Raw genomic sequence first — 16,407 nt, 5'->3', positions numbered from 1 at the left:
GCAGTCTTCTTTTTAATATGTATAAATGATTACTTATTTAGGAAATTCACCGATATCATATTGAACACCTTGAATTACTAAATCAAGGGTACTCATCAAATCTACAAAATGTGGTTTAGATGTAAAATCTATACTTTTAACAATCTTAACTTTTGGTCTAAGAGGGTAAGTTAAATTTAATTCTTGAACAACCGCTATATCTCCATTGCTAAGTTTAATTAGTGTCCCTTCTGGATAGGGTATGGCAACTAAGGAGAAGGCGCGAACTATCTCATAATCAAAGAGGCTTCCACCAGCGCCCATTATATACTCGAGAGCTTCATTAGGACTTAATGCCCTTCTTTGAGGCCTGTCCGAGGTAAGGGCATCATACACATCAGCTACAGCTACTATTTTTGATAGCTTATTTATATCAGATCCTTTGCGGCCATCTGGATAACCTTGTCCATTTTCTCTTTCATGGTGTTGAAGGGCTATAATTCTGGATTGTACTGAAATATCAACACTACCTTTTAAATAATCATAACCAGCTTTTGAATGTTCTTTAACTAATTCAAACTCTTTGTTTGTAAGTTTGTCATGCTTTTGAATTATTTCCTTAGGAACAAAAACTTTACCAACATCATGCATAAGTGCACCCATACAAAGATTATATAAATCATAGGTGTTCAGTTTTAACTGAAGTCCTATAACTAGTGAAAGTACTGCTACATTTACGCTATGCTGATAGGTATAATTATCCAAGCTCTTTATGTCAACAATATTAACTAGTATATTTTTCTTTGAAAGGAGTTCATCCATTATGTCCTCTGCAATTTTGCCTATAGAATCAAAATAACCTTGTCTTTCCTTGATAAAATCATTTTTGCTATTAGGATTAATGCTTCTAGAAGAAATATTCATATTATATTTTTCAAAGCTAGTAAATGTGTCTTTAATAGTCTTTATTGCCTTTTGTCTTAGCTCAGGTTTGATAACGTCTTCAATCACATTGTCGCTATATTCATCATGAATATATATAGATAAAATATTTATATATTTTATTCTACTAATAAATAAATCAGTAAGTTTAACACCTTCTCTTAGAAGAACCCTCCCATCATTATCATAAATGGTTTTGGCTAAATATGTGCCTTCTTGGACACATTCAATTGGTACAAGCCGCATAGTAAAATCCACCTCTAAACGTAAAACGTAAAATATTAGATAAAAGTAGTATTAGAATAATTGAATTGGTAATTTAATTATTCAATATAATAATTAAAAATCCTTCTAAAGTCTGTTAAAAACATAAAATAAAGTATATAAAAAATGCACCTAGAGAGGTGCATTTTTGCATATCTATTTTGCAGACAAATTGCTAATTGTGTTTTCAGAATGCTTTACTGCATCAGAAAGCTGTTGGTCGGGTGCATCATATGCTCGATACCAATTCTTAGCTACTGCTAAATCAGTCATTGCTGCATGACCTTGAAGTACCTGCTGAAGACTACTTGTGTAAAGTGTTCTTAGCTCTGGAGTAGCTGCTTCCAAAGAAGCTGTTAAATAGGCTCCTGCAGCAGCCTTTGATGCCATAAGAGAATCATTAGCTATTGTTTTATCATCCATTTGAATATTTGAAGTTCCCATAATAGTATTCATAATTGAAGCCATTACTAATGCACCTCCCCAGTATCTATAACAGAATTTTCATTAATAAATTGTTGAATTCCTTTTATTCTGCCTTCCATAGCCAGAATACCAGCATCAGCAGCTTTTTTTAGCTGTTCATCAGTTATAATTGCTTTGCTAGCCTCGGCCTTAACTAGGGAGTTTGTTTCCATCTGGAGTAATTCTCTAAGGGATATTTTTTCAGATTCAGTAAGGTTTCTCATCTTTTCTCCTCCTTTATAATTAATTAACCTTTTATATTATTAGAAATATAAAAAATAAATATGCTGGTATATTAATTGGAAAAATGATTAAAACTTGTAGGGAAACCAATAAAATATTTCAAAAAATTGATAAATTCATATTTTTGTGGTAAAGTTTAACAACAAACTAAATTTTCAAAAATATAGTGCTCAGCTTGAAACATTAATAAGGCAAAAGTCGCATGTACTTATTAATGGCCACAAAAATTAAGGATGTGATTAGAAACATGAAAATGCCAAAGCTGTTAAGTACTTATGAGGGATTTCCTCGAAGTATATATATAATATTTTTTTCAAGAATAGTTAATGCCATGGGAAGTTTTATATATCCATTTCTTACATTGTTTTTAACAGAAAAATTGAAGCTTGGGGCTGGTACTGCAGGTAAATTCATGTTACTTACAGCTGTAACTTCTGTACCTGGTGCTCTTTTAGGCGGAAAATTATCAGATAAATTTGGTAGAAAACATATTGTAATAATATTTCAAGGCTTAGCTGCATTATTTTTAATACCCTGTGGGTTTTTGAAGGAATCCATGTTAATACCATGGCTCCTACTTTTAGCCTTTTTCTTTACCTCAGCTGCTACACCAGCATATACAGCTATGACTACAGACCTAACTAATGCAAGTAATAGAAGAAATGCTTTTTCACTATTATATATGGGAAATAATATGGGGCTTGCAGTAGGTCCTCTAATTGCAGGTTTTCTTTATAAAAACTATATTAGCTGGATATTTTGGGGGAATGCAATATCAACCTTTGTTTCATTGATTTTAATAGGATTTTTTGTGGAGGAAAGCATTCCACATACTGAACAATTTGATAATAATAATGAGTTGCTTCATCATAATGAGAAGGCAGAAAAGGGAAATCTATTTGCTGTACTGCTTAAAAGGCCAGCACTTCTAGCTTTTGCTGGAATAACTACTATCTATACCTTCGTATACGCTCAACATCTATTTATAATACCTATGCAAGTTAATCAATGCTTCCCAGATAATGGAGCCAAAATTTTTGGAACACTTATGACAACTAATGCTCTGGTGGTAGTATTTTTAACTACACCAATAACAAATCTTACAAAAAAAATTAGAACAACCTTTAATATGGTACTTTCTGGTGCGTTATATGCAGTAGGATTTGGAATGTTGTATTTTGTAAATACATATCCATTGTTTATATTATCTACAATAATTTGGTCTACTGGTGAGGTGTTGAGTAGTACTAATTCGGGTGTATATATTGCAAGTCATACTCCAATAACACATAGAGGAAGATTTAATTCAGTTATTCCACTATTAACAGGTGCTGGTTTTGCACTTGGTCCATTTCTAATGGGGATGTTTATTCAAAAAACAAGTATAAAGACTGCATGGGCTCTTTTGTTTATTTTAGCAGTTTTTTCAACAATCCTTATGTATGCATTGAATTTGAGTGATAAATCAAAAAAGTTAAATAACTAGAAATATAAAAGGCTACAATTTGTAGCTTTTTATACTTTTTGTTCTAAAAATCCTTCTTACTTAATATAGATACAATATGAAACAAGAAAGGGGGATTAACTATATGAAAAGAAAGGCACTATTAATAATAAGTGCAGTAATGACAGCTACAATGATTTTTACATCTTGTGGTCAAAAACAAAAAGTTATTGATAATCCGGGTAAAAGTGATACTGCAAAGGTAGACAAAAAGGTTCAGGAGACTAAAAAGGCTCCAAATCCAGAAAAGCTTCCTCAAACTTCAAAGGACAGAAAGGATACCCTTATTGTTGGTATAACGGCTCCTAGTGGTAAATTTAATCCTATTTATAGTGACTCCGTTTATGATAGCTATGTAACATCTCTTGTATTTGATGGTTTAATGACCAATGATAAGGAAGGAAATCCAATAGGTCTTTTGGCTGAAAAATGGGATATTTCACAAGACAATAAGACTTATACCTTCCACTTAAAGAAAGGTGTTAAGTTTAGTGATGGAACTGAACTAAAGGCTTCAGACGTTGCATTTACCTATACTGCTTTATGTGATCCTAAATATGATGGACCAAGAGTTGATGCAGCTGAAAAGTTAGTAGGATTTAAAGAATATAATAAAGGTGATGCAAAAGAAGTAAGCGGCATAAAGGTTATTGACGATTATACTATTTCCTTTACTTTAACAGATGTTAAGGCACCAGCAATTATTGGTGACTTTGGATATGGAATTATGTCAAAGAATTACTATGGCTTTGAAAAGGGTTCAATCCAAAAGCTTAAAGATTTATTCTTAAAGCCAATGGGTACAGGAGCGTACAAGTTCAAAGCTTATGAAGCTGGTCAGACAGTAGAATTTGAAAAGAATGACAGCTACTTTAGAGGTGCTCCTAAGATTGCTAATATTATTATGAAGGTAACAAACTCTCAAACTAATATTCAAGAGCTTAAATCTGGTGGAACAGATATGGATGTAATTGCAGCTAAACCAGAAAATATAAATATGTTAAATGAAGCAGGTTTCCTTGATCTTCAATTCTATCCAGACAACGGATACTCCTATATAGGACTTAATTTAAGAAATGACATGTTCAAGGATAAGAAAGTACGTCAAGCTCTAACTTATGGCTTAAATAGAAAGGGTTTTGTAGACTCTTATTATAAAGGATATGCTGATGTATGTAACGCTCCAATGTCTCCAGTGTCTTGGGCATATACAGAAGATATAGAAAAGTATGACTACAATGCTGAGAAAGCAAACAAGCTTCTTGATGAAGCAGGATGGGTAAAGAAGGACGACGGATGGAGATACAAAGATGGTAAGAAATTCACAATTCACTGGTTAACATATACTGGAAGTAAATATGTAGATAATTTAGTTCCTATAGTAAAAGAAAATTGGAAGGCTATTGGCGTAGAAGTTATACCAGAACTTATGGAATTTGCAACTTTATCAGAAAAAGTTTACGATAAGCAGGAATTTGAAATGTATAATATGGCTTGGTCATTATCTATAGACCCAGATCCATCAGGAATATTTGCAATTTCTCAGGATACCCTTGGAGGATTTAACTCTGTAGGCTGGAGAAATGATGAAGCTGAAAAGCTTGTTCAAGAGGGTTTGAAGACTACAGACCTTGAAAAGAGAAAAGAAATATACAAGAAATGGACAAAAATGGCTAATGATGACCTTCCATATATATTTATAAGCCAAAATAAGGATATGTGGGCTGTAAGTTCAAAGGTTAAGGGAATAGAAATTTCCCCATACAGAGATTGGACTTATGATGTTTGGAAGGCAGAAATAGCAGCTAATTAATAATTTTATTCTATGCCCGGCTTAAGCCGGGCATAGTAAATATATGAATATGAAAATTCTTTTCCTTCACATATAAAAAAATTAAGCTTTAAAAAGTAAGGGTTAAAAATCCTTATGCATTAATAAAAAATACGGGGAGGTTTATCATGAGGCAGTATATCATTAGAAGATTGCTACAGATGATACCAGTGCTAATTGGAATATCGCTAGTAGTATTTTTGATATTCTCACTGGCTCCAGGGGATGCTATATCGGGCAGTATGAACCCTAAGCTTAGTGCAGCAAGAAAAGCTGAACTTAGACATCAAATGCATTTGGACGAGCCTAAGTATGTTCAATATGGCTACTGGGCTAAGAATGTATTTACAAAAGGATATTTTGGAGAATCCTTCTATTATATGAAACCTGTAAGTAAAGTTATGAATGATTATATATGGAATTCCTTTTATTTATCACTAGCTAGCTTTATTTTGAGTGTGCTCTTAGCAGTACCTATAGGCATTATATCTGCAACAAAGCAGTATTCCGGATTTGATTCATTCTTCACTGTATTTGCATTGATTGGTATTTCCATGCCATCCTTCTTCTTTGGGCTTTTGCTCATAAAGTGGTTTGCGGTAGACTTGCATATTTTTCCGGTTTCGGGCATGCATACTCCAGGAGCGCATTATACTGGCTTTAAGAATTTTATAGATGTAATGTACCACATGCTTTTACCTCTTATAGTATTAACCTTGGGCAGTGTTGCAAGTTTAATGAGGTATACTCGTTCAAGTATGCTGGAGGTTATTAGGCAGGATTATGTTAGAACAGCAAGAGCTAAAGGATTAAAAGAGAAGGTAGTTATATATAAGCATGCACTTAGAAATGCCTTGATACCTGTAATTACTATATTGGGTTTCTCACTACCTGGATTGTTCTCGGGTGCTATTATGACAGAAACTATATTTAACTGGCCAGGTATAGGACCAATTGAGCTCCAGGCAGTAAATGGCAGAGATTACTACTTATTGATGGGTATTACTATGTTGCTTTCGCTTCTGACACTTCTTGGTAATCTTATAGCTGATATATCCTATGCAATTGTTGACCCAAGAATAAGACTTAAGTAGTAAGGGGGGATATTAGTGGAAGCCGATGTAAACGTAAATGAGATTAAAAAGGAAGACATAATAAGCCCGTGGAAAATAGCGTGGAAAAGGCTTAAGAAAAATAAGCTGGCTTTAACCGGGTTGTTTATTTTGATATTCATGGTACTTATGTCAATAGTTGGACCTTGGATATCTCCTTATGATATGGAAACTATAGATCTGGGTAATGTATCATCCTCACCAACAGCACAGCACCTTTTAGGTACGGATTCGGTTGGAAGAGATGTACTTACTAGAATAATGTACGCTGGAAGAATATCATTGTCAGTTGGTGTTGTTGCAGTTGTTATAGAAATAGTAATCGGAAGTATTCTTGGGGCAGTTGCAGGATACTACGGCGGTGTTGTAGATGGCATAATAATGAGAATTGTTGATGTTTTTATGTGTTTCCCAAGCTTACCAATATTAATAATGCTTGGAGCCTTGATGTCAGATTTAAAAGTTAGACCGGAATATAGAATGTTTGTAGTTATGTTTATTCTTGGTGTATTGAGTTGGCCGGGACTCTGCAGAATTGTAAGAGGACAAATATTATCCTTAAGGGAGCAGGAATTTATGCAGGCAGCTGAAGCTCTTGGCCTAAAGGATAGAAAAAAGATGTTTAGACATCTACTTCCAAATACCTTCGCTTCAATAATAGTAACAGCTACACTTGGTATAGGCGGAGCAATACTTACTGAATCAGCATTAAGCTTCCTAGGTCTTGGAGTTACACCACCAACACCTTCATGGGGCAATATGGTTCAAGTAGTTAACGATCTTTATATCCTCCAAACTCAACCATGGCTTTGGATTCCACCAGGACTATGCATATTCTTAACAGTTATATCCATAAACATTTTTGGTGATGGACTTAGAGATGCATTAGATCCAAAACTAAAGGTATAGGGGGGATAGCTATGGAAAACAATGAAAAGCTTCAAAAAAATATAAATGAAGAGTTGGAAAAAAAGAGGAAAAGTAAGGATTTGGTAGAATTTAAAAATTTAAAGACTCACTTCTTTACTGAGGATGGAATAGTAAAAGCAGTAAACGATGTAAGCTTTAAAATAAAGGAAGGAGAAACTGTTGGTGTAGTTGGTGAATCAGGCTGCGGTAAAAGTGTAACTGCAATGTCACTGATGAGGCTTATTCCTAATCCACCAGGAAGAATAGTTGCCGGGGAAATACTTTTTGAAGGTAGAAATGTTTTAAATCTAAGTGACAGTGAAATGAGAGAAATAAGAGGAAATGAAATTTCAGTTATATTCCAAGAGCCAATGACTTCCTTAAATCCGGTATTTACTATTGGAGAACAGATAGAAGAGGTTATAATACTTCACCAGAATTTAAGCAAGGTAGAAGCAAGAAAAAAGGCAATAGAGATGCTTAAACTAGTAGGTATACCTAGAGCAGAGGAAGTAGTTGATAGTTATCCTCATGAACTAAGTGGCGGAATGAGACAGAGAGCAATGATAGCTATGGCAGTGTCTTGTAATCCTAAGCTATTAATTGCGGATGAACCAACCACAGCACTAGATGTAACTATTCAAGCTCAAATTCTAGACATAATGAAAAATTTAAAGGATAAGCTTAATACTTCAATAATGCTTATAACCCATGATTTAGGAGTTATAGCTGAAATGGCAGACTATGTAATAGTAATGTATGCGGGAAAAGTAGTGGAAGAAGCACCAGTAATTGAACTTTTTAAAAATCCAATGCATCCATATACAGTTGGACTTTTAAATTCGAAACCAATATTAAACAAGGATAGGGAAAGACTTTATTCTATACCTGGTCAGGTTCCTAATCCTATAGGAATGCCTGAGAATTGTTACTTCTCCGAAAGATGTGAGAAGTGCTTAAAGCTATGTAAGGAAAAGCAGCCTAGACTAAAGCAGGTAAGTGAAAACCATAAGGTAGCCTGCTGGCTTTATTAGAGGAAAACAAGGAGGGAGAGCATGGCAGAAAATATTGTAAAGGTAGAACACTTGAAAAAATATTTTCCCATAAGAGCAGGGGTACTTCAAAGAACCGTTGGCTATGTGAAGGCTGTTGATGACGTTTCTTTTGAGATAAAAAAAGGTGAAACCTTAGGTCTTGTTGGAGAGTCTGGCTGCGGAAAGTCTACTACAGGAAGAACCTTGCTAAGGCTATTGGATAAGACAGAGGGACAGGTATATTTTAAGGATAAGGAAATCTTTGCTCTAAAGAAAAAAGAACTTAGAAATATAAGGCCAGAGATGCAGATTATCTTCCAAGACCCTTATAGTTCCCTGAATCCTAGAATGACTGTAGGACAAATCATTGGGGAAGCACTGGAAGATCATAACCTTGCATCCAAGAGTGAAATTAAGAACAGAGTTCTAGAGGTATTAGAGCTTTGTGGACTTGCAAGATACCATATTAAAAGATACCCTCATGAATTTTCAGGAGGACAAAGACAGAGAATTGGAATAGCAAGAGCGCTTATACTAAATCCTGATTTTATAGTTGCAGATGAACCAGTTTCTGCTCTTGATGTTTCAATACAATCGCAAATTATTAACCTTATGTGTGATTTACAGCAAAAGATGGGATTTTCATATTTGTTTATATCCCATGATTTAAGCGTGGTTAAGCATATAAGCCATAGAGTAGGAGTTATGTACTTAGGATCAATGGTGGAACTAGCAAACAAAAATGAATTATATGCAAATCCACTTCACCCATATACAAAGGCACTGCTTTCTGCAGTACCAATTCCAGACCCAACCCTAAAGCGTGAAAGAATACTGCTTCAGGGAGATATACCTAGTCCAGCAAACCCACCAAAGGGTTGTAAATTTCATACTAGATGTCCATATGTTATGGATAAGTGCAGACATGATATACCAGAATATAAAGATGTAGGTAGCAGCCACTTTGTGGCATGTCATCTGCTATAAGGTGGAGGTAAATGTCCTAAATGGACATTTACGGGTAGTCTGCCGATGGGAATCGGCAGACTACCCAGTGTGACCAGTGAAAGGAGAAAAAAATGGATACATTAGATGAGAAAAAGGATGAAACTAGTGAAAAAGAAAAGCTTGGGTTTAAAGATCTTTTTGCTATAATGCTTGCTCAATTTTCAATACTTATTCCAATAGCAATAGGAGCTATAGTTATCATGAGCTTAATAATGCTATTTGTTACTAAGGTTTGGATGAGAAATTGATATTTTTGAAGGGCACCTAATGGTGTCCTTTTTTACTCTAGGTAAGAAAATTAGGTGCTTACTAAAAAATTATTGCAATATCATAGTTTAAGATTTATAGTAATAATATGTAACTAAAGGAATGTACAGGAATAGAGGAGCATAGCAATTGACAATTGTTGTGCAGCACAGAGGAATACAGGAGGGTATTATGAAGGATATTTATATCTACACTACTATTCGTTCTTGGCTGGATGAAACGCCAGATGCTACAATAAGAGGAAAAATATTAGATGTAGAAACCAATTATATACAAATTTTAGATGAAAATGGCTATACGCAGATAATTATGTTAGATAAGCTTTATGCAGTAGTGTATTAAGGTGAAGCTAATGTCTAAAAATTTAAAAGAAGTTGATTTGCTTAAAATATATAATAAGTGGGCTGATGGGTTAGGACCTTTCAGATGTTTTTTACGAGCAACTAATTTTGTGTCTTTAAAACATTATCCAGATTTTCAGTTAAATGATATAGAATTAACTGAGGGAGATAGCTTTGAGATATTAGAAGATATTATTGATAAATATGATATTAAAACTACGTTATACTTTATTGATATTCCAGCAGTAAAGGGAATAAAACTAGGATTATACATACAAAAACTTTTAAACATAAAGCCAATTTTAATTTTTAATAATCCACTACATCCTTATGGAATTGTGGGAGATAAAGATTATATATCTAGGCTTATAGGCTATGGCGAATTATTAGAAAAAATTGAACCTAGCGGGTTTGCTTTTATACTAGATAACTATAGATATAAAGAATGCAGTGATGATGAACTTAAATGTTACTTTAATAATCAATATGAATTAACAGAAGATGACCTTCCGTATCATTATATGTTAGAGGAATTAGGATTTAAAAGAGTAGTATATATCTATAAAGATGAAGTAAAAGAAGATATAGCATATTATTTAGATTATCTAAAACATAATAGTATTGAAGTTGAATATAAGGGAATCAATTATAAGCTATAGGGAGTTTGAGGCAATGGGGGGAGTTTTATGGAAGATTATAAAGAAGACAGTGTCTTAGAATATAATGAAAAAGTAAAAAAGGTAAAAACCTTGTCTAGAAAAAATAAGGCAACAGCCTTGGCATTTGCAGTATTGTTTGCTACAAGCTCTGCATTTATGGGTTGCACACCCAAAAATGATGATGAAGAGGAACAAAACGGAAGTTCAGGCTATCATTACTATGGAGGAAGTTCGGGAAGCTCTTCAAACACAAAAAAAGGTTCTTTTTGGGGAAAGCCTTCTAGTGGTTCTAGCAGCTATTCTTCAGGGAAAAGTGGAGTGAGTGGATAATATGAGACGTAAGCAGAGGGAGCTTTCAGAAGAACTACTGTTTAATTATTATATGATTAGTTCTAAATGGGAAGAGGAAATATATTCACCTTTTCCTTTTTGTATAGATAGAGCTTTATTTAATTGTATGGTCCAGGCTGCAGAAGTATTGGATAATTTAGTCAATAGGCTGCTTAAGAATATTGTAGAGAACAAAAAAAGTATTCCATTTGAAATGGGTGATTTTCCTCTAAAGGATAATATAATTTATAGTAACGGAAAGCTAATGCCCTTTTTTTGGTGTAGATATGATGCATTTATAAGGGAGTCAGGTGGAGTTTTTTTTAGTGAATTCAATTATGACAAGCCTTGTGCTCAGAGGGAAATAGCTGCTTCGTATAAGCTCTGCGGGAAAAATAGTCCTAACGAGAAATTCATTGAAGAATTTAAAAAGGGCTTTTTATGCTTATGGGAAGAATACAATTGTAGAAAAAGTGATATACCTAAAAAGCCTATAGTGGCAATTCTTGTTTCTCCAAGTCATTATGAAGAACTGCATCTTTCATACCTTTATTCAGACTGGCTAGAAGAAATAGGTTTTGAAACAATCATTGCAGGAGATAAAAATCTCCATGTAGAGGGTAAGTCAGTAAAGGTGTTTGATAAAAAGGTAGATGTTATTCTTAGGCAATTTCCTACAGAGTTCTTCTATGAGGTAAGCAGTAGTGAAAAAGTAATAGAACTTTTTGATCAAGATGAAATTTTGATTATTAATGACCCAAGAGCTATTATTGCCCAAGTTAAAAGTTTGTTTGCATATTTATGGGAAATGGTTTTAGAAAAATCTGATTTTATTACCGAAGAAGAAGTGAGAGTGATAAGAAATACTATTCCCTATACTATCATGTTTAATAATAGCTCAATAGATGAATTATATAAAAATAAGGATAAATATGTTATAAAGTCTATTTATGGTAGGTATAGTGAAGAGGTATATATTGGCTGTATGCATAGCGAAGAGGAGTGGAAAGAGACAATCCAGTATGTTATAGAAAGTAATAGACCTCATCTTATACAAGAATTTTGTCCTATAAGAAAAGAAAAAGTAATTAGACCTGTAGAAAATGGCTATAAAGAAGTAGATGGATTTTGTAATTTAGGTGTATATTTAACTCTAGGCAAGTTTTCTGGAATATGCACTAGGTGGAGTGAAGATTACTTAACTAGAGATGATAGGATATGGATTAGTCCTATTGCATTAAGAGATGCAAGTATAAATTTGCTAGAGCTAAATGATGAGTTTAGAATTAAGCATTGGAATGAAATTAATGAAAAAGCTATGTTTGAGCATCAATATACTGGAGGATATGGCAATCTTCAAGAAACCTTTACTTTGGATTCTATTATTCTTAGTAAAAGTATGTATAATGAAATAGAAGAAGCTACAAAAGCTATAATTAATATATTTAAGAAAACAAAGAGTTTGGTTCAAAAAAATTCAGAATTACTTTGTCCTGTTTTAGGAATAAATGATAATATAGCCAAATTAGTTAAGAATGATTATACTGATACATTATGCTTTATCGGAAGATTTGATTGGGCAATAAATACCTTTGGAGAACTGAAGTTATTAGAGTTTAATTCTGAAACACCTGCAGGTATCATGGAGGCTACTGTATTAAATGAACTTATTTATAAAAGGTTTTATAATGAATATACAAACCCTAATGCAGATTTTAAAGAAGCTATAAGAAGCAGCTTTGTTAATATTATTAAGGATTGTCAAAGAAAACACTTAGTAAAGAATGTTGGTTTCGTTTCAACTATTTACTATGAGGATTTGTACAATACAAGCAGTATCCTAGATATAATAAAGGACTTACCTTTTAATTTTATAAGCGGTGAGATATCTGGACTAAAAGAGGAGAATGGAAAACTATATTTGTATGGAACACCGATTGATGCTGTTTATAGGTATTATCCTCTTGATTGGTTGGAGAAAGATACATATTACAGCGGGGTTGTAGAGTGCTTTAATAATAATTCTTTAAGCATAAATTCAGTTTCAACTTTTATTACTCAGAGCAAGGCGTTTTTAGCACTTATATGGGAGCTTATACCTCAGAACTTTTATAGTGTTGAAGAGAAGAAATGCATAGAAAAGTATATACCTAAAACTACTCTATCAGAAAAAATGTTAAACACAGAGGATTATTGCATAAAGCCTTTCTTTGGAAGAGAAGGACAGAGTGTTAAATTTAGCTTTGATGATGGATTCGGATATAATAGTGAACAGGATATTATTTTCCAAGAAAGAATAGATATAGATAATATAAGGTTAAATGTTTATAATACAATTGGAAGCAGTAATGAAATAATGTACCCAATAATAGGTGCATATGTTACTGAAGATAAGTTTTCGGGCATATATACAAGGGCTGGTGAGCGCGTTACAGATAACTGGGCGATCTATTTACCCACCTACATTGAAAGATAAATTTAAATTTTAAACTAAAGATTGAAGGGAAGTGAAGAATACTCCTTAGGAGTTTTCAAATATTATGGATGAAAAAAGAGAATTAGAAAGAAATGAACAACTAATGAAGTCTTGTTTCCAGCTTAGCTTAGCTTTTGCAGCCTTAACTGCCTATTTTTCTTATATGCTTGCACAAAGGAGAGGTAGTATTTTTTATTATGGATTTGTCTTAACTGCCATATTGATATTGGCTGCTTTATATTTTAGATCAAAGCATAAAAGATATATGGATTTACTTGTATTAAAGACTGAGTGGGGGAAGCAGGTTAATAGAAAAAGGAATCTGAAGAATATTAAAACTCTTTTTACCTATGTAAAAGGAGAAAACAAAGATGTATTCTATATTGATGATCAAACCTGGGAAGACTTAACAATGGACAAAATATATGAAGAATTGGATAGAACTCATACAACTCCAGGAGAACAGCTGCTATATTATATTCTTAGAACTCCTGCGTTTAAAAACGATATTCTATTAAAGAGAAAAGCTATTATAGATTTATTTAAGGCAAACAAAGAGGTAAGAGAAGAAATACAATTAAAGCTTTTTAATCTAGGAAGGGACCCTCAAAATAGTGCTGCAGAACTTATTTGGAGCGAGATACCTCCTAAGAACAATATGAGGTTATTATTCAATTTGCTTGCTTCACTGCCAATTGTCTCCGTGATTATTATGCCTTTCAATTTATCTCTGGGTATAACTCTATTGATTGCGCTATTTGGAGTGAATTTATATATACACTATACTAAAGGTAAAGAAATATCATCTTATGTAGATGGTATAAATTATCTTGCGGGACTCATAAGTACCGCAAAACAGGTTTCTAATATTAAGGCAGTGGAGCTTGAGGAATGCATAAATGTACTGAAGGAAAATGCAGAAGTTTGCTCAAAAATAGCTAAAAAGACTTCTTCCATCGGACGTACTGAAGGAATAGATATGTTTGCTGATTATGTGTATATTCTGACTCTTTCTAAGGAAAGGCAGTACTATAATGCTATTAACCGTATAAGCAGCTATAGAAAAGAATTAAAGACACTGCTTATGACCTTGGGTGAATTAGATGCATTACTTTCTATAGCATCCTATAGGGAGGGTATAAAAAATTATACAGAACCATGTCTTGATAACGAAAAAGCGCACCTAAATGTAGAAGGAGTAAGACATCCATTAATAAAGGAGCCAATCCCCAATTCTATTTCAATAGATGAAAGTGGAATTGTTCTTACGGGCTCCAATATGTCTGGAAAATCGACTTTTCTTAGAACTATTGGTGTGAATGCACTATTTGCTCAAACAATTTATACTTGCTGTGCAGAAAGTTACTGTGGAAGCTTCTTTAAAGTAATTAGTTCAATAAGTCCAAGCGATAATTTACTTGTAGGAAAAAGCTACTACTTAGGAGAAGCAGAAGCATTACTTAGAATAATTAAATCCTGTGATAAAGAGGTTCCGTCTTTATGTATTATAGATGAAATTTTCAGGGGGACAAATCCAATAGAGAGAATAAGTGCATCAGCTGAGATTTTAAACTATCTTGTGGATAATAACAATCTTGTAATAGTTGCAACTCATGATTTAGAACTTACTGAGATGGTAAATAATTATGGTTGCTATTATTTCACTGAGGATGTTGATGACGAAGGCTTAAAGTTTGACTATAAGCTTAAAAAAGGTGTATCTCCTACTAGAAATGCAATAAAATTACTTAAATATTTAGGATATCCCAGCGAGATTATCGATAGAACAAACAGTAGAGTCGATAAGATTACCGAGGAAAATGTTTAGTAAAGGAGAAGAAATATGCATCAGATTTATTTAGATTTAGCAATAATATTAATATCGACTAAGATTGGAGGAATGCTAAGTAATAAATTTAAAATGCCTTCAGTTCTTGGGGCCTTAATTGCAGGAGTATTGATTGGACCTTCAGTACTTAATATAGTACAGGATAGTGAAGGATTAAAGCTTCTTTCCAATTTAGGAGTTGTAATGCTTATGTTTTTAGCAGGAATGGAGACAGATCTAAACGAACTTAAAAAGGCTGGATTATCATCATTTCTCATAGCTATGGGGGGGGTAATAGTTCCGTTTATTTTTGGTACGCTATGTGCGTATGGCTTTTTTAGTGATTTTTATGAAAATATTTTTATTGGTGTTATTCTTACAGCTACAAGTGTAAGCATATCAGTAGAAACTCTTAATGAATTGGGAAAATTAAAAACAAGGGCTGGAATGAACATTTTAGGAGCAGCAGTTATAGATGATATTATTGGGCTGATAATAGTATCTTTCGTCTTAAGCCTAGCACAGACAGCAAAGACTGGAGGTTCTGGAGGTATTGGTACAGTTATGCTAATGGTTTCTGTGAAGGTGATAATTTTCTGCATTGTATCTGTAATTGTAATTGTATTTTTGCCAAGGTTATTAAATATACTTGCAGAAAAAGAGAGAAATTTTTCTATGCTAACAATAATAGCAATTTCACTTGGATTAACCTTTGCATTTATTGCTGAAGAGTTAGGCATTGCAGCTATAACGGGAGCTTATGTCTGTGGATTAGTTATTTCAGCTGTTAATAAAAAAGAAACAATTGTGCATAAAGTAAAAAATATTTCTTCTTATTTTTTAACACCTGTTTTTTTTGCTAGCATAGGGCTTGCTACTAATATTAAATCTATAAATACAAGTATGCTATTATTATCCATACTTCTATTGCTTACAGCAGTACTTGGAAAGGTTTTTGGCTGTGGTATAGTAGCCAAGCTGTATGGAATGTCCAATGGAGAAGCAATACAGATAGGAGCTGGGATGGTATCAAGAGGTGAAGTAGCCCTTATAACTACTAATTTAGGGCTCCAGGCAGGTATTATAACAGAAAACTTATATATTCCAACCCTTATTGTGGTTGTGGTTACCACATTAATAACTCCTATATTACTTAAAATGGCATTCTCCTATAAAGTAAAGCAAACAACTTAAGCTTCAAATTAATTATAGTAA

15 protein-coding genes and 1 pseudogene are annotated in these 16,407 nt (G+C 33.3%); 13 read left to right on the top strand and 3 right to left on the bottom strand.

What is annotated here, in order from left to right:
* Positions 1–33: 33 nt before the first annotated feature.
* The 3 genes from bsdE14_RS03630 to bsdE14_RS03620 form a co-directional block, all read right to left on the bottom strand.
* Entirely contained in the window at positions 34–1,167 is a 1,134-nt protein-coding gene (locus bsdE14_RS03630; RefSeq protein ID WP_264848596.1) for an HD-GYP domain-containing protein, read from the bottom strand.
* A gap of 174 nt (positions 1,168–1,341) precedes the next feature.
* Positions 1,342–1,653 carry a spore coat protein gene (locus bsdE14_RS03625; protein WP_264848595.1) on the bottom strand — a complete coding sequence of 104 codons (312 nt, stop codon included), beginning with the start codon at positions 1,651–1,653 and terminating at the stop codon, positions 1,342–1,344.
* Between the two features lie 2 nt (positions 1,654–1,655).
* Entirely contained in the window at positions 1,656–1,874 is a 219-nt protein-coding gene (locus bsdE14_RS03620; RefSeq protein ID WP_264848594.1) for a hypothetical protein, read from the bottom strand.
* A gap of 233 nt (positions 1,875–2,107) precedes the next feature.
* On the opposite strand from bsdE14_RS03620, the gene bsdE14_RS03615 reads away from it, so the two are divergent.
* The 13 genes and pseudogenes from bsdE14_RS03615 (at position 2,108) to bsdE14_RS03555 (ending at position 16,386) form a co-directional block, all read left to right on the top strand.
* Positions 2,108–3,379 carry an MDR family MFS transporter gene (locus bsdE14_RS03615; protein WP_264848593.1) on the top strand — a complete coding sequence of 424 codons (1,272 nt, stop codon included), beginning with the start codon at positions 2,108–2,110 and terminating at the stop codon, positions 3,377–3,379.
* A gap of 103 nt (positions 3,380–3,482) precedes the next feature.
* Positions 3,483–5,210, top strand: coding sequence for an ABC transporter substrate-binding protein (locus bsdE14_RS03610; RefSeq protein WP_264848592.1), 1,728 nt, complete (start codon positions 3,483–3,485; stop codon positions 5,208–5,210).
* Between the two features lie 146 nt (positions 5,211–5,356).
* A complete protein-coding gene (locus tag bsdE14_RS03605; protein ID WP_264848591.1) occupies positions 5,357–6,322 on the top strand; it encodes an ABC transporter permease in 966 nt (321 codons plus the stop codon).
* Between the two features lie 15 nt (positions 6,323–6,337).
* Positions 6,338–7,249: an oligopeptide ABC transporter permease gene (gene opp4C, locus bsdE14_RS03600; RefSeq protein ID WP_264848590.1), complete on the top strand. Its 912-nt coding sequence runs from the start codon at positions 6,338–6,340 to the stop codon at positions 7,247–7,249.
* An 11-nt stretch (positions 7,250–7,260) separates the two neighbouring features.
* Positions 7,261–8,283, top strand: coding sequence for an ABC transporter ATP-binding protein (locus bsdE14_RS03595; protein WP_264848589.1), 1,023 nt, complete (start codon positions 7,261–7,263; stop codon positions 8,281–8,283).
* A gap of 18 nt (positions 8,284–8,301) precedes the next feature.
* Positions 8,302–9,270 (top strand): annotated as a pseudogene (locus tag bsdE14_RS03590) (ABC transporter ATP-binding protein); the annotation flags it as partial.
* 92 nt (positions 9,271–9,362) lie between these two features.
* On the top strand, positions 9,363–9,539 hold the full coding sequence (locus bsdE14_RS03585; protein ID WP_264848587.1) for a hypothetical protein: 177 nt from the start codon (positions 9,363–9,365) through the stop codon (positions 9,537–9,539).
* Between the two features lie 190 nt (positions 9,540–9,729).
* On the top strand, positions 9,730–9,900 hold the full coding sequence (locus tag bsdE14_RS03580; RefSeq protein ID WP_264848586.1) for a hypothetical protein: 171 nt from the start codon (positions 9,730–9,732) through the stop codon (positions 9,898–9,900).
* A gap of 10 nt (positions 9,901–9,910) precedes the next feature.
* Positions 9,911–10,558, top strand: a complete 648-nt coding sequence (locus bsdE14_RS03575) for a hypothetical protein (RefSeq protein ID WP_264848585.1) — start codon at positions 9,911–9,913, stop codon at positions 10,556–10,558.
* A gap of 27 nt (positions 10,559–10,585) precedes the next feature.
* Positions 10,586–10,888, top strand: a complete 303-nt coding sequence (locus bsdE14_RS03570) for a hypothetical protein (protein ID WP_264848584.1) — start codon at positions 10,586–10,588, stop codon at positions 10,886–10,888.
* A 1-nt stretch (position 10,889) separates the two neighbouring features.
* A complete protein-coding gene (locus bsdE14_RS03565; RefSeq protein WP_264848583.1) occupies positions 10,890–13,364 on the top strand; it encodes a glutathionylspermidine synthase family protein in 2,475 nt (824 codons plus the stop codon).
* A 64-nt stretch (positions 13,365–13,428) separates the two neighbouring features.
* On the top strand, positions 13,429–15,192 hold the full coding sequence (locus bsdE14_RS03560; RefSeq protein ID WP_264848582.1) for a MutS-related protein: 1,764 nt from the start codon (positions 13,429–13,431) through the stop codon (positions 15,190–15,192).
* A 15-nt stretch (positions 15,193–15,207) separates the two neighbouring features.
* Positions 15,208–16,386, top strand: a complete 1,179-nt coding sequence (locus tag bsdE14_RS03555) for a cation:proton antiporter (protein WP_264848581.1) — start codon at positions 15,208–15,210, stop codon at positions 16,384–16,386.
* Positions 16,387–16,407: the final 21 nt, after the last annotated feature.

This window comes from Clostridium omnivorum (genome assembly GCF_026012015.1).
Lineage (GTDB): Bacteria > Bacillota > Clostridia > Clostridiales > Clostridiaceae > Clostridium_AX > Clostridium_AX omnivorum.
This window is presented reverse-complemented; position numbering and strand designations above follow the sequence as displayed.